The organism is Bradyrhizobium sp. PUT101 (assembly GCF_052043945.1).
Taxonomy (GTDB): Bacteria; Pseudomonadota; Alphaproteobacteria; order Rhizobiales; family Xanthobacteraceae; genus Bradyrhizobium.
In genome coordinates, this window is sequence record NZ_CP197207.1 from 6,316,887 (window position 1) to 6,339,815 (window position 22,929).

Consider the following 22,929-nt stretch of genomic DNA (forward strand, 5'->3'; position numbering starts at 1 on the left):
CAGCCTCTACTGTGCATGGGGTTGTTTTCGTCATTTTTGTTTGGAGGCCTCAGCCGATCGCGCAGGGCACGCTCAAGAACCCGCGGAACCGCACCCGTCCGCCCCGCACCGGCTGCCCGCTCACGGCATAGTTCGGGAAGCGTGCCAGGAAGCGCGAGATCGCGATGGCGCCTTCCAGCCGCGCCAGCGCCATGCCGGCACATTGATGCGCGCCGGTGGCGAAGGCGAGGTGCCTGTTTGGCGCGCGTGCGATGTCGAAGCGCTCTGGGTCCGCAAACTGCGCGGGATCGCGGTTGGCCGCGCCGATGCACAGCGTCACCGACGTGCCGGCATCGAGCACGACGCCGCCGAGCTCGACACGCTCCGTGGTCATGCGGTTGCCGAGCTGGTTCGAGCTCTCGTAGCGCAGCATCTCCTCGACGGCGGTCTTGATCATGTCGGGATTGTCGATCAGCCGCTGCTTCTGGTCGGGATGACGGTCCAGCGCCACGAGGCCGTTGCCGATCAGATTGGTGGTGGTCTCGTGTCCGGCATTGAGCAGGAAGATGCAATTGTGCAGCAGCTCCTTCTCGGTGAGCCGCTCGCCGTTCTCCTCGCCGTTACCTTCTCCCTGGATCAGCCGCGTCAGCACGTCGCGCTCGGGATTGCCCGGCTTGGCGCGCCGCCGCGCCACCAGCGTTTCGAGATAGGCGAGGAAATCCGTCACCGCCTTGTTGCCGCGCGCTGCCGCTTCGGGCGACACCACGGGTTCGAGGGCGCCCAGGATCGCGAGCGACCAGTCGCGCAGCGGCGTGCGTTCCTCGTGAGGCACGTCGAGTAGATTGCCGATCACCTCGATGGGAATTGAAGCAGCGAAATCCTCGATCAGCTCGCAAGCGCCCTTGGCTTCGATAGCGTCGAGCAGGCCGTCCACCAGCTTGATGAGGTCGCCCTCCATGCTCGCGATCGCGCGCGGCGACAGCGCGCCCATGATCAGGCGGCGCACGCGGGTGTGGGAGGGCGGGTCGTTGAAGACGAGACTGGTGGTGTGGTGCTCGTAGAGCGGGGTGTCGCCGTATTTCGGCGCGAACTCGCGCTTCTTGTCCGAGCTGAAGGACTTTGTGTTCTTGTAGGCAGTGACGAGATCGTCGTAGCGGGTCAGGAACACGGTGCCGTTCGGCAGGCGCTTGACCGGCTCGTTCTCCCGCAGTGCACGATAGGTCGGGTAGGGGTTGTCGTAAAACTCCGGCGTCAGCTTCTCGAGGTCGAAGCTGGCCGCCAGCGCCTTCGCATCTGCGTTCATCCCGTTATACTCGCCGGTTAAAGCCGTTATGCCGTTTTTGTTGTTCTGGTCGGTGCGTGCATGCGTCTACAGTCTTTCCACCTTGCTAGCCGACCGGACAGGAAAATGCACGCACGCACTGACGCTGCCGACACGGCCCCGAACTGGCCCGACGATATCTTCGCGACATTGCAGCGCTTCGACGTCCGGCAGGTGCCGTATGTGCCCGACGCCGGCCATTCCAGGCTGATCCAGCGCGTGCTGGACTCCGCCACCATGCGCGGCATTCCGCTGACGACGGAGGAGGAGGGCGTGGCGCTGCTCGCCGGCGCCTGGGCCGGCGGACAGCGTGGCGTTTTGCTGATGCAGTCGAGCGGCGTCGGCAATTGCATCAATATGCTGTCGCTGATCCCGATCCTGCGCTTTCCGTTCCTCACCCTGGTGACCATGCGCGGCGAGTGGGGCGAGTTCAATCCGTGGCAGGTGCCGATGGGATCGACCACGCAGGGCGTGTTCGAGCTCTCCGGCGTCAAGGTGCTGCGCGCCTCGAACGCAGCCGAGGTGCCCGCCGTGCTCGAAGCCGCCGCGGCGCAGGCCTACAACGCGCTCACCCCGACCGCCGTCCTTCTGTCGCAGCGCCTGATCGGCGCCAAGGTTTTCACCAAATGAGCAAGGCCAATCTCCTCGACCGCCGCCGGGTGGTGTCCACGCTGCTCGCGGACCGCAAGGACGTCGTCGCGATCGGCGGCCTGGGTGCCTCCACCAACGACATGTGCGCGGCCGGCGACCATGCGCGCAACTTCTACCTGTGGGGTGGCATGGGCGGCGCCGCGATGATCGGGCTCGGCCTCGCGCTGGCGCAGCCGAAGCTGCCCGTGCTGGTCATCACCGGCGACGGCGAGATGCTGATGGGCATGGGCAGCCTCGCCACCATCGGCCTGCAAAAGCCGCCCAACCTGTCGATCGCAGTGCTCGACAATGAGGCCTATGGCGAGACCGGCGGGCAGACCAGCCACACCTCGGCCGCTGCCGACCTTGTCGGCGTCGCCAAGGCATGCGGCATTGCGGACAGCCGGGCCGTCACGACCATTGCCGAGGTCGAGGCCTTTGCCAAAGCCGTCCACGACGTCTCGGCCGGGCCGCGCTTTGCCAATGTGAAGATCGATAGCGCCAGCCTGGAGCGGATCCTGCCGAGCCGGGATGGGACCTACATCCTCAACCGGATCCGCGGCGACCTCGGCTTCCAGCCGATCTAGCCGGCGCTGCTGTCGGAGGGGTGGTTCACTCTGCAAGCAGCCCGAGTAGTGGTGGGAATTTCCCGTGAATTTGCAGCGCACTCAGGTTGCGATGCAACATAGTGCTTGACTTCTGCGTGGGTGAGTGTTTACTCACCCACCATGAGCTCATTGCGTATGACGAGCGACCTGAGGCGTCAATTGATCCTCGGTGCCGCGAAGCGCTGCTTTGCCCGACATGGCTACACCGGCACCACGACGAAGAGCGTGGCGGCCGCCGCTGCCATTTCCGAGGCGCTGCTGTTCAAGCATTTCCCGTCTAAGGCGGCGCTCTATGCAGAAATTCTCAGCGACGAATGCGAAGCGGATCCGGCATTCATCGAGCTTCTCGAGCGGGAGCCATCGACCGCCACGCTGGTCGAGGTGATCCGCAGGATGGTCGGGCATTTCCTGCACATTGCCGATGGTCCCGATCAGGAAGAGGCCCAGCGCCTGCGACTGATGGCCACGAGCCATCTGGATGACGGCGAATTCGCGCGTTTGCTATATGCCAAGATCCAGACACTGATTGGGGCGGCTTTTGTCGGCTCGCTCGAGCGCGCCGTGGCCGCCGGGGATGCGCGGCCCTACGCTGGCGATCCGCTCAACCTGTTCTGGTTTGCGCATCATGCGGTGATGACCGCGGCGCTGACCAGGCTGCCGGCCACGCCTTGTCTCGCTTACGGCAAGGCGAACCACCTGGAGCGGCAGCTCTGTGAGTTTCTCCTGAGGGGTATAGGACTTAACGACGCCGCAATTGCTTCGCATCTGGGCCGCGATCAGGCCGCGGATGCCGGCAAGGCGGCGATTGCAGAAAGTGCATGACATGAACATCGTAACCGAACACAAGATTTCGGGCGAACCGATCGACAGCAAGGCTCCCAAGCGTCCGGTCCGGCCGGTGCTCTGGTTCATCATCGTCGGCACGCTTCTGGCCGCGCTCGTCGGTGGCCTCGTCTGGTTCAATTATTTCCGCGGCCAGATGATCCAGCAGTTCTTCGCCAACAACAAGCCGCCGCCGACCGCCGTCAGCGCAGCCGAGGCGAAGTCCGAGGTGGTGCCGAACCTGCTCACCGCGGTTGGCAGCCTTGTCGCCGTGCATCAGGTCGACGTCAGCGCCGACGTCAACGGGCGCGTCACGGAGATCAAGTTCGTGCCGGGTACGCGCGTCGAGGCCGGCACGCCGCTGGTGCAGCTGTTCGACGCGCCGGAGCAGGGCGACCTCGCCAATTTCAAGGCGCAGGCCACCGTCGCGCAGCTGTCGCTCGACCGCGCCAAGCAACTGGCCTCGCGCCAGTTTGGTCCGCAGGCGACCGTCGATAGCGCGCAGGCCGCCTACGACCAGGCGCAGGCGGGCATCGCCAAGACCGAAGCGTTGATCTCGCAGAAGCTGGTGCGCGCGCCGTTCTCCGGCGATCTCGGCGTGCGCAAGGTCGAGGTCGGCCAATATCTGACGGCAGGTACGGCGATCGTGTCGCTGACCGATCTGTCCGAGCTGTGGGCCAACTTCACGGTGACGGAAAAGGACTCCGGCAACCTCAAGGTCGGCCAGGCCGTTCGGCTCAAGGTCGACGCCTATCCGGGCCGCACCTTCGAGGGCAAGATCACCACGATCGAGCCGCAGATCTCGACCGACACCCGCAACATCCGCGTGCAGGCCACGATCGCCAATCCGGAGAAGATCCTGAAGCCCGGCATGTTCGTGACCACGACCGTGGTGCTGCCGGACAAGCCGGCCGTGATCACCGTGCCTGAGACGGCGGTCGACTACACCCTGTACGGCGACTCGGTGTTCGTGGTCGCCGAGAAAAAGGAAGCGGACGGCAAGACCAGCCTCTCGGCGGTGCGCACCTTCGTGCAGACCGGCAACCGGGTCGAGGGTCGTGTCGAAATCCTCAAGGGCCTGAAGGCGGGCGACAAGGTCGTCGCCGTCGGCCAGCTCAAGCTGCAATCGGGCGCGCCGGTATCGATCTCGACCGACCCGACTCCGCCGATCCCGGCGCAGCCGCCGCGCTACTGACAACATCCTCGCGTGATCCGGCTCGGCCGGATCACGTCTCTTGAGACAAAGAAATCGAGATCGCCGCGATGGCCCTTACCGATATTTTCATCAAGCGCCCGGTTCTGTCGGTCGTCGTCAGCCTGCTGATCCTGCTGATCGGCCTGCGCGCGGCGATGGTGCTGCCGATTCGGCAATATCCGAAGCTGTCGAACACGGTCATCAACATCACGACCGTCTATCCCGGCGCGTCCGCGGACCTGATCCAGGGCTTCATCACCACGCCGATCGAGCAGGCAGTCGCCTCCGCCGAGGGCGTCGACTACATCACCTCGTCCTCTGTGCTCGGCACTTCCACGATTCAGGTCTACATCAAGCTGAATTTCGATCCGAACCAGGCACTCACCGAGGTGCTGGCGAAGACGAATTCGGTGAAGTACCTGATCCCGAAGGAATCTAACGACCCGATCGTTACCAAGACCACCGGCCAGACCACGGCCGTGATGTATCTCGGTTTCTCGTCCGAGGAACTGTCCGGTTCGGCGATCTCCGATTATCTGACGCGCGTGGTGCAGCCGGTGCTGTCGACCGTCGACGGCGTCGCCTCGGCCGACATTCTCGGCGGCCAGACCTTCGCGATGCGTCTTTGGCTCGATCCCGTGAAGATGGCCGGCCGCAACGTGTCGCCGGCGGACGTTGCCGCGGCAATCACCGCCAACAACTTCCAGTCTGCGGCGGGCCAGACCAAGGGCTATCTCATCGTCTCGAACGTCTCGACGAATACCGGCCTCACCGACGTCAACCAGTTCAAGAAGATGATCGTCAAGGCCAAGGACGGCGGCTTCGTGCGGATGGAGGATATCGCCACCGTCGAGCTTGCCGCCCAGAGCACGGACGCCAGTGTTGCCTTCAACGGCGAGCACGCGATTTTCATCGGCGTGCAGGCAACGCCGCAGGGCAACCCGCTGACGCTGGTCAAGGGTGTGCGCGCGCTGTTCCCTGAACTCGAGCGGAATTTGCCGCCTTCGATGAAGATGAAGGTCGCCTACGACTCGACCAAGTTCATCCAGTCCTCGATCGACGAGGTGGAGAAGACGCTGGGCGAAGCCGTGATCATCGTGATCGTGGTCATCTTCCTGTTCCTGGCCTCGCTGCGCTCGGTCATCATCCCCGTCGTCACCATTCCGCTGTCGATGATCGGCGTCTGCACCCTGATGCTGGCGTTGGGCTTCAGCTTCAATCTCCTGACCCTGCTCGCGATGGTGCTGGCGATCGGCCTCGTCGTCGACGACGCCATCGTCGTGGTGGAGAACATCCATCGCCACCTTGAGGAGGGCAAGACACCGGTTCAGGCCTCGCTGCAAGGTGCGCGCGAGATCGTGGGTCCCGTCATCTCCATGACGATCACGCTCGCGGCGGTGTACGCGCCGATCGGCTTCCTCGGCGGCCTCACCGGCTCGTTGTTCCGCGAATTCGCCTTCACCCTCGCGGGCTCGGTGATCGTGTCGGGCGTGATCGCGCTGACGCTGTCGCCGATGATGTGCTCGATGCTGCTGAAGAACACCGAGGAGGGCCGCTTCGCCAAGCTCGTCAACCGGGTGTTCGGCGCGATGACGCGCTGGTATGGCCGCAGGCTCGATCGTTCGCTCGACTACAAGGCCATCACCGGCCTGTTTGCGGTGACGATCCTCGGGCTGGTCGGCTTCCTCTACATGCATACTTCGAAGGAGCTGGCGCCCGAAGAAGACCAGGGCATCGTGTTCGCGGTGACCAAGGCGCCGAAATACGCCAACATCGATTATGTCGATTTCTACGGCGAGAAGCTCGACAAGGAGTTCCAGAAATTCCCCGAGACCGATCTGCGCTTCGTGCTGAACGGCATCAACGGTCCGCAGGGCGGCATTGCCGGCATGCTTCTCAAGCCCTGGGACGAGCGCAAGCGCTCGTCGATCGAACTGAAGCCGCTGGTGCAGGCCGAGCTCTCCAAGATCGAGGGCGTGCAGGCGTTCGCGTTCAACCTGCCGCCGCTGCCAGGCGGTCCGGGCGGCCTGCCGATCCAGATGGTGATCAACTCCACCGCCGGGTTCCAGACCGTCTATGAGCAGATGGAGAAGCTGAAGGAGGCCGCGCGCAAGAGCGGCATGTTCATCGTCTCCGACAGCGACCTCGCCTACAACCAGCCCAACGTGAAGGTCACGATCGACCGCATCAAGGCGCAGGACCTCGGCGTCAACATGCAGAACCTCGGCGCTACGCTCGCGGTCCTGCTTGGCGGCAACTACATCAATCGCTTCAATCTGGAAGGTCGGTCCTACCAGGTGATCCCGCAGGTGCCTCGCGCAAAGCGGCTGTCGCCGGAATCGCTCGGGGGCTTCTATGTGACGACCAACACCGGCCAGCAGCTTCCGCTGTCGACGTTGGTGTCGATCGAGACCAAGACCGACCCGAATTCGCTGACCCACTTCAACCAGCTCAATTCGGCGACGTTCTCGGCCGTGCCGATGCCGGGCGTGACTGTCGGCGCGGCGGTCGACTTCCTCGAAGGCGAGGCCAAGAAGCTGCCGCAGGGTTTCAGCCACGACTATCTGGCCGACAGCAGGCAATACGTACAGGAAGGCAATCAGCTCGCGATCACCTTCGGCTTCGCGCTGATCATCATCTTCCTGGTGCTGGCCGCGCAGTTCGAGAGCCTGCGGGACCCGCTGGTCATCATGATCTCGGTGCCGATGGCGATCGTCGGCGCGCTGATCCCGCTGTTCTTCGGCGTGGCGACCATGAACATCTACACCCAGGTCGGTCTGCTCACCCTGGTTGGCCTGATCACCAAGCACGGCATCCTGATGGTGGAGTTCGCCAACGAGCTCCAGGTCAAAGAGCGGCTCGACCGCCGCTCCGCCATCGAAATGTCGGCCCGCATCCGCTTGCGGCCGATCCTGATGACGACGGCCGCGATGGTCACCGGCCTGATCCCGCTCCTGACCGCGACCGGCGCGGGCGCGGCCAGCCGTTTCTCGATCGGTCTGGTCGTCGTGGCGGGCATGTCGATCGGCACGCTGTTCACGCTGTTCGTGCTGCCGGCGGTCTATGTGGTGCTGGCGACCGACCATCGCGCGGCGGCCGATTCGGAGCGGAACAAGCAGGTCAACGAGCTTGACCTCGGTTCCAAGGCGCTGCGGCCGACCTGAGGCCGCGAGGCAAGCCAGTCCAGGGGCGGCAGCGGTTATCCGCTGCCGCCCTTTTCGTTTGTCGCTCGCAAACCCTTTGCCGCGCTTGCGAGAGACAAGGTCCGGTCTTCTTGCTAGGTTTCGCGGGATGAGCCTTTCCCTCCACCCCGACACAGCCCGAGCCGGGACGCTGCCGAGCGTGGCCCCAGGCGAAGTCGCGTTCGGCGAAACGGCGGGCCGCGGAATCAGGATGCGGCTGTTCACCAAATACGTCGCGCTGTTCGTGGCCGTCGTCGCCATCGCTCTGCTCGCCAATGGCTTGTTCGAGGTCTTCTTCTATTATCGCGAGCACAAGGCTTCGCTGATCCGGGTCCAGCATGAGCAGGCCGAGGCGGCTGCGGCCAAGATCGGCCAGTTCGTCAAGGAGATCGAGAGCCAGCTCGGCTGGACTACGCAACTGCCCTGGTCGGGTGGTTCGATCGAGCAGCGCCGGTTCGACGCGCTACGCCTCCTGCGCCAGGTGCCTGCGATTACCGAGCTTGCCCAGGTGGATTCGACCGGCAAGGAGCGGCTGCGGGTCTCACGTCTGGCGATGGACGCGCTCGACAGCGGGATCGACCTGTCGAGCGATCCGAAGTTCACCGAGGCGGTCGCGCACAAGGTCTACTACGGCCCGGTCTATTTCCGCCGGGAATCCGAGCCCTACATGACGCTGGCGCTGGCGGGAGTGCGCAGGGATGCCGGCGTCAGCATCGCGGAGGTCAATCTCAAGCTGATCTGGGACGTTGTGTCCCAGATCAAGGTCGGCGAGCACGGACACGCCTACGTGGTCGGTCCGGAGGGACGACTGATCGCGCATCCCGACATCAGCCTCGTCCTGCGCAATACCGACATGTCCGGACTCCCGCAGGTGCGGGCCGCGCTGGCCGGGAGCGGTACCGTCACCGAGGCGCTTTCCGAAGCGCGCAACATCCAGGGCCAGAAGGTGCTGACCGCATCGGCCCCGATCGAGCCGTTGCACTGGACCATGTTCGTCGAGTTGCCGGTCGAGGAGGCCTATGCCGCGCTCTATGCGTCGCTGCAGCGGCTTGCGGTCGTGTTGCTCGCGGCGTCGATCTTTGCCGTGCTTGCGGGGATATTTCTCGCGCGCCGCATGGTGGGGCCGATCCAGGCACTGCGCAGCGGCGCCGAACGGATCGGGGGCGGTGACTTCTCGCAGCGCATCTCGATCAAAACCGGCGACGAGCTTGAAGAGCTCGCCGACCAGTTCAACGACATGGGTGTGCGCTTGCAGGAATCCTATGCCGATCTCGAGAACAAGGTCGAGCAGCGGACGGCGGAACTCCGCGAGTCGTTGCAGCAGCAGACCGCGACCGCCGACGTGCTCAAAGTCATCAGCCGTTCGGCGTTCGACCTGCAAACCGTATTGAACACCCTTGTCGGGTCGGCGGCCCGCTTGTGTGACGCGGACGAAGGAACGATCTTTCGCCCCAGTGCTGGCGTCTTCCACCTGGCGGCAAGCTGCGGGCTTGACGCGGAGCAGGAAAACAAGCTTCGCACATTTGCTTCGGTACCCGAACGAGGAAGTGTGGTCGGGCGGACGCTGCTCGACGCGAAGACGGTTCATGTCCCGGATGTGCAGGCCGATCCGGAATATGCACCCTCGTCCGTGCGAAGGCGTTCAAACGTACGTACGATGCTGGGTGTGCCTTTGCTTCGGGAGGGAACCCCAATCGGCGTGTTCGTCCTGACGCGGCATATGGTGCGGCCCTTCAGCGACAAGCAAATCGAACTCGCCACTACATTCGCCGACCAGGCCCTTATCGCGATCGAGAATGTCCGATTGTTCGAAGAGGTCCAGGAACGCACCCGGGAGCTGTCGCAGTCGCTCGATGAACTGCGCGCCGCCCAGGATCGCCTGATCCAGACCGAGAAGCTCGCGTCTCTCGGCCAGCTCACGGCGGGCATTGCCCACGAGATCAAGAACCCGCTCAACTTCATCAACAATTTCTCCGCGGTCTCGACGGAGCTGATCGACGAGCTCAACGAGATCCTGCAATCGGCCTCGCTCGACGGCAAGACGAGGGAGGAGGTCGAGGAGCTGACCGGGATGCTCAGGGGCAACCTCGAGAAGGTCGTGCAGCACGGCAAGCGCGCCGATTCCATCGTCAGGAACATGCTGTTGCATTCGCGCGAGGGCTCCGGCGAGCATCGCGCCGTCGACATCAATGCCGTCGTGGAGGAAAGCCTCAATCTGGCCTATCACGGCGCGCGCGCCGAGAGACCGGCCTTCCACGTCACGCTCCAGCGCGCGTTCGATCCCGCTGCCGGCATGGTCGATATCTATCCGCAGGAGATCACGCGTGTCTTCCTCAACCTGATCTCGAACGGCTTCTACGCAGCGGCCAAGCGCAAGGAGAGCGAGGGGGACAGCTTCGCGCCCACCTTGAGCGCGACAACGAAGAATCTCGGCGGCAGCGTCGAAATCCGGATCCGCGACAACGGCACGGGCATCCCGCCGGAGGTGAAGGAGAAGATGTTCAATCCCTTTTTCACCACCAAGCCGGCCGGCGAGGGCACGGGGCTCGGACTGTCCATGACTCATGACATCGTCGTGAAGCAACACGGCGGCACGATCGACGTGAACACCGAGCCTGGTGTATTCACCGAATTCATCATCACCCTGCCGCGGACGATGGCAACAGGCAGCACGGCTGGCAGTACACCTGGCAGTACACTTGGAGGCAAGTCTTGAACGTCTACATCCTGGTCGTCGATGACGAGCCCGACGTCGAGGCGCTGTTTCGGCAGCAGTTCCGGCGCGACCTGCGCTCCGGTCGCTTCCAGATGGAGTTCGCGCTCTCGGCCCCCGAGGCGCTCGAGCGCGCTGCCGAGGTTCGCGATCCCTCGCTGATCCTGATCCTGTCGGATATCAACATGCCCGGCATGAGCGGGCTGGACATGCTGCCGAAGGTGCGTGCCGCGCATCCGGACGTTCCCGTCATCATGATCACGGCCTATGGCGACGCAGAGACGCGCCGAAAGGCGATCGAGCACGGTGCCGTCGGGCTTCTCACCAAGCCGATCGACTTCGCGCTGCTGCGGCAGGAGATCGACACGAGGCTTGAGCAAGCCGCATGACTGCGACCATCCTCTTCGTCGACGACGAGCCTGATCTCGAGGCGCTGATCCTGCAGAAATTCCGCAGGCAGATTCGCGATGGGCAGCTCGCTCTCATATTCGCGCGCGACGGCCTGGAAGCGCTGGAGTCGCTCGAGCAGAACCCGCATGTCGACATGGTGGTTTCCGACATCAACATGCCGCGGATGGACGGGTTGTCGCTGCTGGCGAAGCTCCAGGAGACCGAGGACAAGAAGTCGACCATCATCGTCTCGGCTTATGGCGACATGAGCAACATCCGCATCGCCATGAACCGTGGCGCGTTCGACTTCCTGACCAAGCCGATCGACTTCGCCGATCTGGAGACCACGATCGAGAAGACCATTCGTCATGTGGAGATGCTGCGCGAAGTGCGGCGACGCCAGATGGAAGCCGAGCGCGCCCATGCCTCGCTGTCGCGTTTCTTCTCGCCGGAGATCGCAAGGCGCTTGGCGGCGGATGTCGACGGCATGGAGGTGCAGTGGCGCGATGTGGCCATCCTCTTCACCGACATCACCGGATTCACCTCGCTGGTCGAGACCGCGGCCCCGCAGACGCTGGGCGAGCTTCTCAACGAATATGTCGGCGGCATGACCGAGATTGTCTTTGCTCATGAGGGGACGGTCGCCAAGATCATCGGCGACGCGATCCAGGTGCTGTTCAACGCACCCGGCGACCAGCCGGACTATGCGACGCGTGCAGTCGCCTGCGCCCATGACCTCGACGCCTGGGCGGAGGACTTTTCGGCGCGCTGGAAGGCGAGAGGCGTGAATTTCGGGACCACCCGCATCGGTGTCCATGCTGGCCCCGCGCTGGTCGGAAATTTCGGCGGCAACCGCTTCTTCGACTACACGGCCTATGGCGACACCATCAATACGGCGTCGCGGCTGGAGGCCGCCAACAAGCATCTGGGAACGCGCATCTGCGTCAGTGCCAGCGTGGCCAAGGGGGCTGCGAACTTCCATGGTCGTCCCGTGGGCGACCTGATGCTGCGCGGACGCAGCGAGCCGCTGCGCGCGTTCGAACCGCTGCCCCAGGCGAAATTCGAAGCCCTGGCGACGGCGCAATATTCCGAAGCTTTTGCCAAGATGGAGGCCGGCGATGCCGCCGCCATGCCGGCCTTTGCCGCGCTGGTCGGGATGCATGCCGACGATCCGCTGGCCGGTCTTCACCTGAAGCGCCTGCTAAACGGCGCCAAGGGCATTCGCATGCAATTGGAATAGGAGTCCATCATGACGCGCGAATTCTCCGCCGGCAACTATCGTTTCATTCCATCCGTGTTCCAGTATTCCGCCGGCGCCGCTGCGGATGAGGGCTATGAGATCGAGCGCGTCCGGTTCGATCGCGTGGTGCCGCTCGCGGAAGGCTTTGCGCTGGCCGCAAAGTTCATCCAGGAGGCGGGGCGTCCGTTGACGGCATTCTGCGCCTGCGAGTTGCGTTCACCGGCGGCCTTCAGCGAGGAAGGCTTTCGTACGTTCAACTTGCACTATGTGAAGACGCTCGCCGAGTGGGGTATCTTCGACGGCACCACCAATCCGGTGGCGCGCAGCAATGTCTGTCCGGAGATCGATCCGCCGTCCGAGCCGTCCTTCTACGCGTTCTCCTTCACGCGCCCGACACAGTCAAACGCGCCCAGCTTCGTCATCGCCGGCGGCGCAGAGGCCCGTGAGGGCAGCGGCACCTATGTCGAGCGCACCGTGCGTTACCGCGACCTCAGTCCGGAAGGCCTGCGGGAGAAGGTTCGCTTCACCACGACCTCGCAAATGGAGAGTCGGATGGCGGCCTTCGGCTTCGGGTGGAAGGACACGACCGGCGTGCAGGCCTATTCCGTGCACGACTTTCACCACGCGCTGGTCGACGAGTTGGTCCGCCGCGGCGCATTGCGCTCCGGCCTGACCTGGCATTTTGCCCGGCCGCCGGTGGTCGATCTCGAATACGAGATGGATTGCCGGCGAGTGATGCGGGAAATGGTGATTTGATCCGCCGAAGGGAGTCCCGATCCAGCCTCAACGCTGCCGCGGATCGAGCGCGTCGCGCAAGCCGTCGCCGAGCAGGTTCAGCGACAGCACCACGAGAAAGATCGCAAGCCCGGGCCAGATCGCCATCCAGGGCGCCTGGGTCAGGAAGCGTTGCGCGGCGTTGAGCATGCTGCCCCATGACGGCGCGGGCGGCTGCTGGCCGAGGCCGAGGAAGGACAGAGCGGCTTCCGCGATGATGGCGGCGGCGATCGACAGCGTCGCTTGCACCAGCAGCGCGGGCAGGATGTTCGGCAGGATATGGGAGAACGCGATCCGCCACGGCGGATTGCCGAGCGCCCGCGCAGCCTCGACATAGTCCTCGGCCTTGACGACGAGCACCTGGCCGCGGGTCAGGCGGATGAAGATCGGGGTGGCCGAGATGCCGATCGCGATCATGGCATTGCCGAGGCTCGGCCCGAGGAATGCCGCGAGCGCGATCGCCAGAATCAGGAACGGGCAGGCCAGCATCGCATCGGTGATCCGGCTGATCAGCGCATCGGTGAAGCCTCCGCGATAGCCGGCGAGAAGGCCGAGCGGCACGCCGATGCCGAGCGCGATCGCGACCGAGATGAGGCCCGCGAGCAAGGAGGCACGCGCGCCGTAGACAACGCGGCTGAGGATGTCGCGGCCGAGCTCGTCGGTGCCGAACCAGTGCGCCGCGGTCGGCGGCTTGCGCACCAGCCCCCAGCTCGTCGCGATGGGGTCGTAGGGCACGACGAGTGGCGCGAGGACTGCGAGAAGAATGAATGTTGTGATCACGACAAGCCCGAACACCGCTGCCTTGCGCTTGAACAGCCGCCGACGTGCGCGGAGGGCCGGGCTATCCAGTTCGTAGGCTTGGGTGACGGGACCGGGCAGGGCGGCGTCAGTCATGGGTTAGCCTCGCAGCCGCGGATTGACGAGGATATAGGCGACGTCGGCAACAAGGTTCAGCGTGATGTAGACGGTGGCGGTCACCAGCACCACGCCCTGCACCACCGCATAGTCGCGGTTGAAGACGGCGTCGACGATCAGCTTTCCGAAGCCGGGAATGGAGAAGATCTGCTCGGTCAGCACCGCGCCCGACAGCAGCGTGCCGAGCTCGAGCGCGCCGAGCGTGATGATCGGCGTCAGTGCATTGCGCATGGCGTGCTTGAGGATGACCGAGCGCTCGGAAAGGCCCTTCGCGCGAGCGGTGCGGACATAGTCGCTCTCCAGCACCTGGAGCATGGCGCTGCGGGTGTGTCGCATCAGGATCGCGGAAATCGCATTGCCGAGCACGAAGGCCGGCATGATGGTGGCGGCGAGACTCGCGCGCCAGTCCTCTGTCAGCGGCACGTAGCCCGAGGCCGGCAGCCAGCCGAGCTTGATCGAGAACAGGAAGATCAAGAGGATTCCGAGCCAGAAGTTCGGCGTCGAGATGCCCCACAGCGCGAACAGATTGGCGCCGTAGTCCCAGGCCGTGCCTTTCTTCACCGCGGAGATGATGCCGGCGGGAATGCCGATGAAGAACGCGATCAGGATCGCCATCGAGCCGAGTTGGAGCGTGACCGGCAGCTTCTGCGCGATCAGTTCGCGCACCGGCATCTTGTTGCGCAGCGACTCGCCGAAATTACCCGTCAGCACGCCCCTGAGCCAGTAGACGTATTGCACCGGGATCGGCTGATCGAGCTTGTATTGCTGGCGGATCTGCTCGATCACGGCGGGGTCGCGTTCCTCGCCGGCCATCACCAGCGCGGGATCGCCCGGCAGCAATTGCTGCAACGAGAAGATCAGCACCGACACGAAGAACAGTGTCGGCACGATCTGCGCGATGCGGCGGGCGAGGAAGTTCAGCATGGTGCCGGTCGCCTCAGGGGCGCTGTCGCGATCACTTGAACTTCAGCCCGACCACGCGAACGAGGCCATCGGGCATCTGCCGGTAACCCTCGAGCTTCTTGGTGTGCGCGATCAGGAGCGTGCGGTGATAGATGTAGATGATCGGCAGGTCGTCGAGCAGGATCTTGGTCAGCTTGGCGTAGATCGCCTTGCGCTCGTCGACGTTCGCTGTCGCTCGCCCCTCTTCCAAAAGCTTGTCGGCCTCGGGGTTGGAATAACCTCCATCATTCTGAGGCGCCTTGCTGCGCATGAAGATGTAGGAATTTCCGTCGGGATCGATCCGGCCGCTCCAGTTGATCTGGAAGACCTGGAACTCGCCGGCCTGGGCCTGCTTGAAGGTGGTCGCAAATTCGACCGCGCGGATCTTGATGTCGAAGCCGGCTTCCGCCGCCATCGACTGGACGACCTGGGCGACGGCCTCGTTCTCCGCGCCCTTCGGAATCATGTAGTCCACCGTCACCGGCAAAGTGACGCCCGCTTCCTTCAGGAGCGCCTTGGCCTTGGCAACGTCGCGGCCGCGAACCGGGAATGCCTTCTGGTAATAGGGATGCGTCGGGCTGACCCATTGGTTACCCGGAGTGAACTCGCCGTTGAACACGACCTGGTTGAGAGCCTCGCGATCGATGGACAGATCCAGCGCTTGCCGGACTTTTGCCGACTGGCTCAGCGGGCCCTTGTTCTTGTCGTTGCCGATGTTGATGGTCAGGCCGAGATAGCCAAGCTCCGGCGCGGTCGACAATACGAGCCGGGAATCGGCGCGGACGTCCTTGATGTCAGTGGCGAGCACGCGTTCGATCAGGTCGAGCGCGCCGGACTTCAGATTGGCGAGGCGCACGGTGGCGTCGACGATCGGCTGGAACACGACGCGGTCGATGTGGATGTTGTCCTTGTTCCAGTAATCAGCGAATTTCTCGAACACCATGCGGTCCTGCTGGACGCGCTCGACGAATTTGTAGGGACCAGCGCAGACCGGATGCAGGCCGAACTTGTCACCGGCCTCCTTCGCAGCCTTGGGTGAGACCATCATGCCGGAGCGGTCGGTGAGCTGAGCGATCAGCGGCGAGTAGGGCGTCTTCAGCACCAGCTTGATGGTGAGGGGATCGACCACCTCGACATGGTCGACGCTGGCGAGCTCGGACTTGCGGAACGAGGTCGGCAACGTCATGTGACGCTCGATCGAGAATTTTGCGGCTTCCGCGTCGAGCGGCTCGCCATCGTGGAACTTCACGTTGGGCCGAAGCTTGATCGTCATGGCCTTGCCGTCGGCCGATGTCTCGTAGGACAACGCCAGCTGCGGCACGATGTTGAGCTTCTCGTCGATGTCGAACAGCTTGTCACAGAACGCAGAGAAGACGATGCGGCCGACATAGGTGCGGCCGATGCTGGGATCGAGGATGTCGGGGTCTTCGGCGATGCCGATGCGAAGCGTAGTCTGCGCCTGGGCTGTGCCCGCGAGCGACGTCAGCAATGCCGACGCCAGGATTGTCAAACGCACAAGGCTCATCGTTCTCAACCTCTGTTTCACGGCGATGTGGGGCCCGCTCCCAATGAACTAACCCCGCCGCCGCGTGCTGCTTCCGGCCCGCCGCTGAAGGCTGCGACCAGTTTTTCCAGGACCGGCGAGAAGCCGCCGTCCATGGGGACGATCGCCTCCGAGGAGGGCAGTTCCGGTGTTCGGTGGCAGGCCGTTGCATGTCCGATGCCATCCGCGACGAGCTGAGGCATTTCGCTGCGGCAGCGATCGACCACATAGGGGCAGCGGGTGTGGAAGCGGCATCCCGGCGGCGGATTGATCGCGCTGGGGATCTCTCCCTGCAGCACAATCCGGCTGCTCTTTGCCCGCGGTTTAGGCACAGGGATCGCGGACAGCAGCGCCCGGCTGTAGGGGTGGCGCGGCGCGGCGAACAGCGCGTCCGCCTCCGCGGTCTCGACGATCTGGCCGAGATTCATCACCGCGACGTGGTCGGCGATGTGCTTGACCACGGCGAGGTCATGCGAAACGAAGATGTAGGCGAGACCGAGCCTGTCCTGCAGCTCGCGCAGCAGGTTCAGGATCTGCGAGCGGATCGAGACGTCGAGCGCCGAGACCGGCTCGTCGCAGATGATCAGCTTCGGCTCGACCGCGAGCGCGCGCGCGATGGCGATGCGCTGGCGCTGACCGCCGGAGAATTCATGCGGATAGCGCCGCGCCAGCCGCGGCTCGAGCCCGACCAGCCGCAGCAGCTCGGCGACGCGCTCGGATCGTCGCGGCGCCGGAACGAGATCGTGCAGCGCCAGCGGCTCGGTCAGGATCTGGCCGACCGTCATGCGCGGATTGAGCGAGGCGTAAGGATCCTGGAAGATGATCTGCGCCTCGCGGCGGAAGGCGCGCAAGCCGCCGGCATCGAGCGAGAGCAGATCGCGGCCCTCGAAGCGAACCGTGCCGGCGTCCGGCTCGATCAGCCGCAAGACCAGGCGGCTGACAGTGGACTTGCCGCAACCGGACTCGCCGACCAGCGCCAGCGTCTTGCCGGCTTCCAGCGAGAAGCTGACGCCATCGACCGCTTTGACATGCGCCAGCGCCCGGCCGAACAGTGATCGCTCGGCGACGAAATGCTTGACCAGGCCTTCGACCTCGAGGAGGGCCATCACGACACCAGGAGTTCGAGCGGCGCGCGGATGCAGCGCGAGAGGTGCCTGGGGCCGACTTCCAGCAGCGGCGGCGGCGCCTTCGTACAGGCATCCAGCACGAAGGGACAGCGCGCAGAGAAGCGGCAACCGGCGGGCGGCTGCGCCATGTTCGGGACCATGCCTTCGATCGTCGCAAGCTGCTCGGCCCGATGGTCGAGCCGGGGGATCGAGCCGAGCAGACCGACGGTGTAGGGATGCTGAGGCGCCGAGAACAGCTCGTCCACCGGCGCGCGCTCGACGATCTCGCCGGCATACATCACCGCGACCTCGTCGCAGACCTCGGCGACGACGCCGAGATCGTGGGTGATCAGGATGATCGCGGCGCCGCTCGCGGCTTTCAGCTCGCGCATCAGCTCCAGGATCTGGGCCTGCAGGGTGACGTCGAGCGCGGTCGTCGGCTCGTCGGCGATGAGCAGGCGCGGATCGCAGGCCAGCGCCATCGCGATCATCACGCGTTGGCGCATGCCGCCGGAGAGCTTGTGCGGATACTCGTCGATGCGCCGCTCGGGCGATGGGATGTGGACGCGGCGCAGCAGCTCGATCGCCCGCTCGCGCGCACTTCGTTGCGAGCCGCCGCGATGGCGCAGGATCGTCTCGATGATCTGGTCGCCGATGGTGAAACTCGGGTTGAGCGAGGTCATCGGCTCCTGGAAGATCATCGCCAGCCGGTTGCCGCGGAGGTCGCGCAGCGTCTGGTCCGGGGTCTTCAGCAGGTCGAAACCGTCGAAGCGGATCGCGCCCGATATTTCCGCGCTCTGCTTCGGCAAGAGGCCCATGATTGCAAGAGAGGTCACGCTCTTGCCGCAGCCGGATTCGCCGACGAGGCCGAGCGTGGCGCCATTGGCGACGCTGAGATCGACGCCGTCGACGGCGTGGGTGATGCGGCCGTCGTCGCCGTGAAAACGGATGCGCAGATCCCTGATCTCGATGAGGGGGCTCGTGCTCATGACTGCCTTGCCCGGGCGGCGGCAATGCTGGCGTCGATGACGCTGCGATCAGTGTTGCCGGCCGGATTCTGCCGCGTCGGCATGGAGGCGCGGAAGTGCACCCAGAGCTCGTGGCTGACATCTTCGAGCCGCTCGAGCTCGCCGAGGGGATCGGGATGGTCGTCGGCGCGAATGTCGAGCGTCGGCCATTCCTCCTCGCCGTGGATCAGCAGCGCGGCGGACTGCTTGCCGCGTTTGTCCCCGCCGGCGGCTTCGCCTGCGCGCATCGCGGCGAGCAGGCGGCGCGGAAAGGGGAGGCTGTCATTGGCGATGTAGGTCTTTGCCGTCTCGTCGAGCACGTCGGCGCAGGCGAGCATGTTGCCCGCGATCGAGAAGCCGCTGCCTGCGATGTGGCCGCACCAGTCGACACAATCGCGCCCTGTATGCGCGGCGATGGCGCCGCTGGCATCCATGATGTGGATCTGGCGGCTTTCGCGGCCGTCGTCGCTCGCGAGCAGGGTGGCGAGCACGTCGTGCGCGTTCAAACCTTTCCGCAGCAGCTTGACGCCGTCGATGCCGTAATAGGGGTTGACGAAGGCCTGCGTTGCGAGGGCGCCGAGGCCGGCGGCAATGTACGGAACCCGCGCGCCGACGGCGAAGAAGCGGGTCGCGACCGCAATGCCAAACTGGCCGGTGGCAGGGTCTCGCGCGATGATCGACCAGGTCATGTGCTGCCTTCTATCGTCCTGCGGCGTAGCCCTGCATGCCGCGCGGATTGGCGGCGGCGCGGCGGCGCACGCCGACGCGCGAGGCCGCGGTGAGGCGGCCTTCCGACCAGTCGGGACCGACCTCGACGATATGACCGCGCTCGCGCAGGTTCTCGATCGTCGCCTTCGGCACGCGGTTCTCGACCACGAGCACGCCGGGGCGCGCGGTGCGCGGCCAGAAGGAGATCGGGAAGTGCTCGGAGTGCCAGGCCGGCGCGTCGATTGCCTCCTGGAGATTCAGATTGCAATGAACGTGGCGCAGGAAGAACTGCGTGATCCACTGGTCCTGCTGGTCGCCGCCGGGCGAGCCCCAGGCGAGGTACGGCTCGCCATCGCGCAATGCCATGGTCGGCGACAGCGTCGTGCGTGGCCGCTTGCCCGGAGCGAGCGCGGCGGGATGCCCTTCCTCCAGCCAGAACATCTGGGCGCGGCTGCCGAGGCAGAAGCCGAGCTCCGGAATGATTGGCGAGGATTGCAGCCATCCGCCCGATGGTGTCGAGGACACCATGTTGCCGGCCTTGTCGATGATGTCGAAATGCACGGTGTCACCGCGCACCTCGCCGAAGCGCCCGACCGTCGGTTCGCCGGCACCGAGCGCACCGACGGCCTCGCGCTGGCCCTCGGCGCGGCGCAGCTTGACCTCGCCGCCAAAGCCTTGGACCGAGCCGGGGAGGAGATCGAGCGAAGCCCTGTCGGTGATGAGCTTGCGCCGCTCGTCATTGTAGGCATCCGACAACAGCGTCCCGATCGGAATCTCGTTGAACTTGGGATCGCCATAGAATTTCTCGCGGTCGGCGAAGGCGAGCTTGGCGCATTCGATCTGGAGATGGATGAACTCCGGTCCGGTCGGATCGAGCCCGTCGAGCGCAAAGCCCTTGAGTAGCGCAAGTTGCTGGAGCGTGACGGGGCCCTGGCTCCAGACACCGGCCTTGCAGACGGTGTACCGGCCATAGTCGTAAGTGAGCGGTGCCTCGACCGTCGGCTGCCAGCGCGCCATGTCGTCGGCGGAAAGGACGCCGCGGTGCGGGGAGCCGCTGACGTCCATCACCTCCTGCGTCCGGCAGAATTTGTCGATGGCCTCCGCGACGAAGCCTTGCGACCAGGCTTTGCGCGCGCGCTCGATTTCGGCGTCGCGGCCGCCCCCGCCGCTCTCGGCTTCGCCGAGGATGCGGGCGTAGGTTGCGGCCAGCGTCTTGTTGGTGAAGAGCGTGCCGGGCTTCGGCACTTCGCCGTTGGGAAGATACACCGCGGCCGAGGTCGGCCAATGCTTGCGGAACAACTGCTCGACGGTCTGGATCGTCGCGCAGGCGCGTTCGACCAACGGATAGCCGTCGCGGGCGTAGGAGATCGCGGGCTCCAGCACGTCGCGCACGCGCATCGTGCCGTAGTCGCGCAGCAGCATCATCCAGGATTCGAAAGTGCCGGGAACGCAGGCCGCGAGCAGGCCGGTGCCGGGCACCATGTCGAGACCTTCGCTCTTGTAATGTGCGATGGTGGCGCGCGCGGGGGCAGGGCCCTGACCGCAGATCACCTCGGTGCGGCCGCGCTTCACGTCATGGACGATGACGGGTACGTCGCCGCCGGGACCGTTCAGATGAGGTTCGACCACCTGGAGCGTGAAGGCGGTCGCAACGCCGGCATCGAAGGCATTCCCGCCCTTTTCCAGGATAGCCATGCCCACGGCGGTCGCAATCCAGTGCGTGGTGGCGACGACCCCGAATGTGCCTTCGATCTCGGGCCTCGTCGTGAATGGATCGGGATTGATCTTGCTGGTCATAGGCTACCCCATTTGCGGCGCGCGCAATTGATCACAGGGCCACGCCGTCGCCAAATGCACAGGCTGCATGGCACGCGCGCGTCACGCCGGGACCGGCGCGGTGTTGACGGCGTGGCAGGCGACGCCGTCGATCAGTTCCGGGGTCTCCTTGCGGCAGAGATCGAACGCGAGTGGACAGCGTGGATTGAAGGCGCATCCGGGGGGCGGATTGATCGGGTTCGGGATCTCGCCCTTGACCGGAATGCGCTGGCGGCCGCTCATGGCAAGATCGGGCACCGCGCCCAGCAGCATCTTGGTGTAGGGCATGCGCGGGCGGGTAAACAACTCGCGTCCTTCCGCGATCTCGACGATGCGGCCGAGATACATCACGCCGACGCGGCTCGCCATGTGGCGGACCACGGCGAGGTTGTGGCTGATGAACATGTAGGTCAGGCCGAACTTGTCCTGGAGGTCTCGCATCAGGTTCAGGATCTGCGCCTGCACCGAGACGTCGAGCGCGGAGGTCGGCTCGTCGCACACGATGAACTCGGCATCGGAGGCGAGCGCGCGCGCGATCGCGATACGCTGGCGCTGGCCGCCGGAAAACTCATGCGGAAACTTCAGGCGGTCGTCGGGATGCAGGCCGACGAGGCTGAGCAACTCGCCGACGCGGGCCTGGATGTCACGCTCGCCCTGGATCAGGTCGAAGGCACGGATCGGCTCGGAAATGATGGCATCCACGCGGAAGCGCGGGTTCAGGCTTGCATAGGGATCCTGGAAGATCATCTGGATGCGGCGGCGCAGCTTGCGCCGCGCCGGCGCCTGCCGCGGATCGGTCATCGAGACGCCGTCGATCAGGACGTCGCCGGAACTCGGCGGCAGGAGGCCGACGACCATCCGAGCCACCGTGGTCTTGCCGGAGCCGGACTCGCCGACCAGAGCGAACGTCTCGCCCTTCTTGATGTCGAAAGTGACGCCATCCACCGCCTTGAGATATTCGAGGTGGCCACCTTCGAGCACGCGGTTGAGCCAGGGCTTTGAGACGTCGAAAACGCGGCGCAGATTTGTGGCCTGGACGAAGGGAACGCTCATGCCGCGCTCTCCGCCGGCACATTGTCATAGAGATGGCAGGCGACCGATTGCGCGCCGCGCGGCAGCGGCTCCGGCCGCTCGACGCGGCAGCGATCGAAGGCGAAGGCGCAGCGCGGATTGAACGAGCAGCCGCGCGGGATCGCCGACAGCCGCGGCATAGAGCCGGGAATCTGCACGAGGCGCTTGTCCTCGCCCGCAAGCGTCGGGATCGCGCCCATCAGGCCCCTTGCGTAGGGATGCAGCGGGTTCCTCACGACATCCTGCACCGGGCCGATCTCCGCGATGCGGCCGGCATACATCACCGCGACGCGGTCCGAGGTCTCCGCGATCACGCCCATGTCGTGAGTCACCAGCATTACTGCGGTGCCATGGTCACGCCCGAGCCGCTTGATCAGCGAGATGATCTGGGCCTGCACGGAAACGTCGAGCGCGGTGGTCGGCTCGTCCGCGATGATCAACTCCGGCTCGGCGCAGATCGCGAGCGCAATCACCACGCGCTGGCGCATGCCGCCGGAGAATTCGTGGGGATAGCCGTCGATCCGCTTTTCGGGTGCGGGAATGCCGACCTCGGCGAGCAGGTCGATGGCGCGGCGCCGCGCCGACCGCTCCGACAGATTGAGGTGAGTCCGGATCGTCTCCACGATCTGGTCGCCGACCTTGTACAGCGGATTGAGCGAGGTGAGCGGGTCCTGGAAGATCATCCCGATGCGCTTGCCCCTGATACGGCGCATCTGCTCCGGCGGCAGATTGTCGATGCGCAGGCCCGCGAGACGAATCTCGCCGCCGGCAATGCGGCCAGGCGGATCGATCAGGCCGATCACCGAGAGGCCGGTGACGGACTTGCCGGCGCCGGATTCGCCGACGACGCCGAGCACCTCGCCCTTGGCGATATCGAAGGAGACGTCGTCGATGGCGCGCAGCGTGCCGCGGCGGGAGGCGAACTCCACCTGGAGGTTGCGCACGGAGAGAACGGGTTCGATCATGGG

Annotated in this window: 19 protein-coding genes; 9 read left to right on the top strand and 10 right to left on the bottom strand. The window is 65.0% G+C overall.

Going from position 1 to position 22,929, the window contains the following annotated elements; all coding sequences use genetic code 11:
- Positions 1 to 49: 49 nt before the first annotated feature.
- Positions 50 to 1,282, bottom strand: a complete 1,233-nt coding sequence (locus ACSHT2_RS30260) for a cytochrome P450 (RefSeq protein ID WP_440638448.1) — start codon at positions 1,280 to 1,282, stop codon at positions 50 to 52.
- A gap of 105 nt (positions 1,283 to 1,387) precedes the next feature.
- Between ACSHT2_RS30260 and ACSHT2_RS30265 the strand changes: the two genes are divergently transcribed.
- The 9 genes from ACSHT2_RS30265 (at position 1,388) to cnbZ (ending at position 12,836) form a co-directional block, all read left to right on the top strand.
- The gene (locus ACSHT2_RS30265) at positions 1,388 to 1,930 is read left to right on the top strand and encodes a phosphonopyruvate decarboxylase (RefSeq protein ID WP_440638450.1); all 543 of its coding nucleotides are present in this window, start codon (positions 1,388 to 1,390) and stop codon (positions 1,928 to 1,930) included.
- Positions 1,927 to 2,517: a thiamine pyrophosphate-dependent enzyme gene (locus ACSHT2_RS30270; RefSeq protein WP_440638451.1), complete on the top strand. Its 591-nt coding sequence runs from the start codon at positions 1,927 to 1,929 to the stop codon at positions 2,515 to 2,517. The genes ACSHT2_RS30265 and ACSHT2_RS30270 overlap by 4 nt, the downstream gene beginning before the upstream one ends.
- 156 nt (positions 2,518 to 2,673) lie before the next feature.
- Positions 2,674 to 3,360: a TetR/AcrR family transcriptional regulator gene (locus ACSHT2_RS30275; protein WP_440638453.1), complete on the top strand. Its 687-nt coding sequence runs from the start codon at positions 2,674 to 2,676 to the stop codon at positions 3,358 to 3,360.
- Between the two features lies 1 nt (position 3,361).
- The gene (locus ACSHT2_RS30280) at positions 3,362 to 4,555 is read left to right on the top strand and encodes an efflux RND transporter periplasmic adaptor subunit (protein WP_440638455.1); all 1,194 of its coding nucleotides are present in this window, start codon (positions 3,362 to 3,364) and stop codon (positions 4,553 to 4,555) included.
- A gap of 68 nt (positions 4,556 to 4,623) precedes the next feature.
- The gene (locus ACSHT2_RS30285) at positions 4,624 to 7,719 is read left to right on the top strand and encodes a MexW/MexI family multidrug efflux RND transporter permease subunit (RefSeq protein WP_440638456.1); all 3,096 of its coding nucleotides are present in this window, start codon (positions 4,624 to 4,626) and stop codon (positions 7,717 to 7,719) included.
- Between the two features lie 127 nt (positions 7,720 to 7,846).
- On the top strand, positions 7,847 to 10,453 hold the full coding sequence (locus ACSHT2_RS30290) for an ATP-binding protein (protein WP_440638458.1): 2,607 nt from the start codon (positions 7,847 to 7,849) through the stop codon (positions 10,451 to 10,453).
- Positions 10,450 to 10,839, top strand: coding sequence for a response regulator (locus tag ACSHT2_RS30295; RefSeq protein WP_440638459.1), 390 nt, complete (start codon positions 10,450 to 10,452; stop codon positions 10,837 to 10,839). Before ACSHT2_RS30290 ends, ACSHT2_RS30295 begins: the two co-directional genes overlap by 4 nt.
- On the top strand, positions 10,836 to 12,080 hold the full coding sequence (locus ACSHT2_RS30300) for an adenylate/guanylate cyclase domain-containing protein (RefSeq protein ID WP_440638461.1): 1,245 nt from the start codon (positions 10,836 to 10,838) through the stop codon (positions 12,078 to 12,080). Before ACSHT2_RS30295 ends, ACSHT2_RS30300 begins: the two co-directional genes overlap by 4 nt.
- Before the next feature lie 9 nt (positions 12,081 to 12,089).
- Positions 12,090 to 12,836 carry a 2-amino-5-chloromuconate deaminase CnbZ gene (cnbZ, locus tag ACSHT2_RS30305; protein WP_440638462.1) on the top strand — a complete coding sequence of 249 codons (747 nt, stop codon included), beginning with the start codon at positions 12,090 to 12,092 and terminating at the stop codon, positions 12,834 to 12,836.
- A 27-nt stretch (positions 12,837 to 12,863) separates the two neighbouring features.
- Here cnbZ and ACSHT2_RS30310 read toward each other — a convergent pair whose 3' ends face one another.
- The 9 genes from ACSHT2_RS30310 to ACSHT2_RS30350 all read right to left on the bottom strand — a co-directional run bounded on the left by ACSHT2_RS30310 (position 12,864) and on the right by ACSHT2_RS30350 (position 22,926).
- Positions 12,864 to 13,748, bottom strand: a complete 885-nt coding sequence (locus tag ACSHT2_RS30310; RefSeq protein ID WP_440638463.1) for an ABC transporter permease — start codon at positions 13,746 to 13,748, stop codon at positions 12,864 to 12,866.
- 3 nt (positions 13,749 to 13,751) lie between these two features.
- On the bottom strand, positions 13,752 to 14,693 hold the full coding sequence (locus tag ACSHT2_RS30315) for an ABC transporter permease (RefSeq protein WP_440638465.1): 942 nt from the start codon (positions 14,691 to 14,693) through the stop codon (positions 13,752 to 13,754).
- Positions 14,694 to 14,724: 31 nt separating this feature from the next.
- Entirely contained in the window at positions 14,725 to 16,236 is a 1,512-nt protein-coding gene (locus ACSHT2_RS30320) for an ABC transporter substrate-binding protein (RefSeq protein ID WP_440638466.1), read from the bottom strand.
- 17 nt (positions 16,237 to 16,253) lie between these two features.
- Positions 16,254 to 17,360: an ABC transporter ATP-binding protein gene (locus tag ACSHT2_RS30325; protein WP_440638468.1), complete on the bottom strand. Its 1,107-nt coding sequence runs from the start codon at positions 17,358 to 17,360 to the stop codon at positions 16,254 to 16,256.
- On the bottom strand, positions 17,360 to 18,349 hold the full coding sequence (locus tag ACSHT2_RS30330) for an ABC transporter ATP-binding protein (RefSeq protein ID WP_440638470.1): 990 nt from the start codon (positions 18,347 to 18,349) through the stop codon (positions 17,360 to 17,362). The genes ACSHT2_RS30325 and ACSHT2_RS30330 overlap by 1 nt, the downstream gene beginning before the upstream one ends.
- Positions 18,346 to 19,056, bottom strand: a complete 711-nt coding sequence (locus ACSHT2_RS30335) for a DUF1028 domain-containing protein (RefSeq protein WP_440638471.1) — start codon at positions 19,054 to 19,056, stop codon at positions 18,346 to 18,348. The genes ACSHT2_RS30330 and ACSHT2_RS30335 overlap by 4 nt, the downstream gene beginning before the upstream one ends.
- Before the next feature lie 10 nt (positions 19,057 to 19,066).
- Positions 19,067 to 20,872, bottom strand: a complete 1,806-nt coding sequence (locus ACSHT2_RS30340) for a gamma-glutamyltransferase family protein (RefSeq protein WP_440638473.1) — start codon at positions 20,870 to 20,872, stop codon at positions 19,067 to 19,069.
- A gap of 81 nt (positions 20,873 to 20,953) precedes the next feature.
- Entirely contained in the window at positions 20,954 to 21,943 is a 990-nt protein-coding gene (locus ACSHT2_RS30345) for an ABC transporter ATP-binding protein (protein WP_440638475.1), read from the bottom strand.
- Positions 21,940 to 22,926 carry an ABC transporter ATP-binding protein gene (locus tag ACSHT2_RS30350; protein ID WP_440638476.1) on the bottom strand — a complete coding sequence of 329 codons (987 nt, stop codon included), beginning with the start codon at positions 22,924 to 22,926 and terminating at the stop codon, positions 21,940 to 21,942. Before ACSHT2_RS30350 ends, ACSHT2_RS30345 begins: the two co-directional genes overlap by 4 nt.
- Positions 22,927 to 22,929 lie beyond the last annotated feature (3 nt).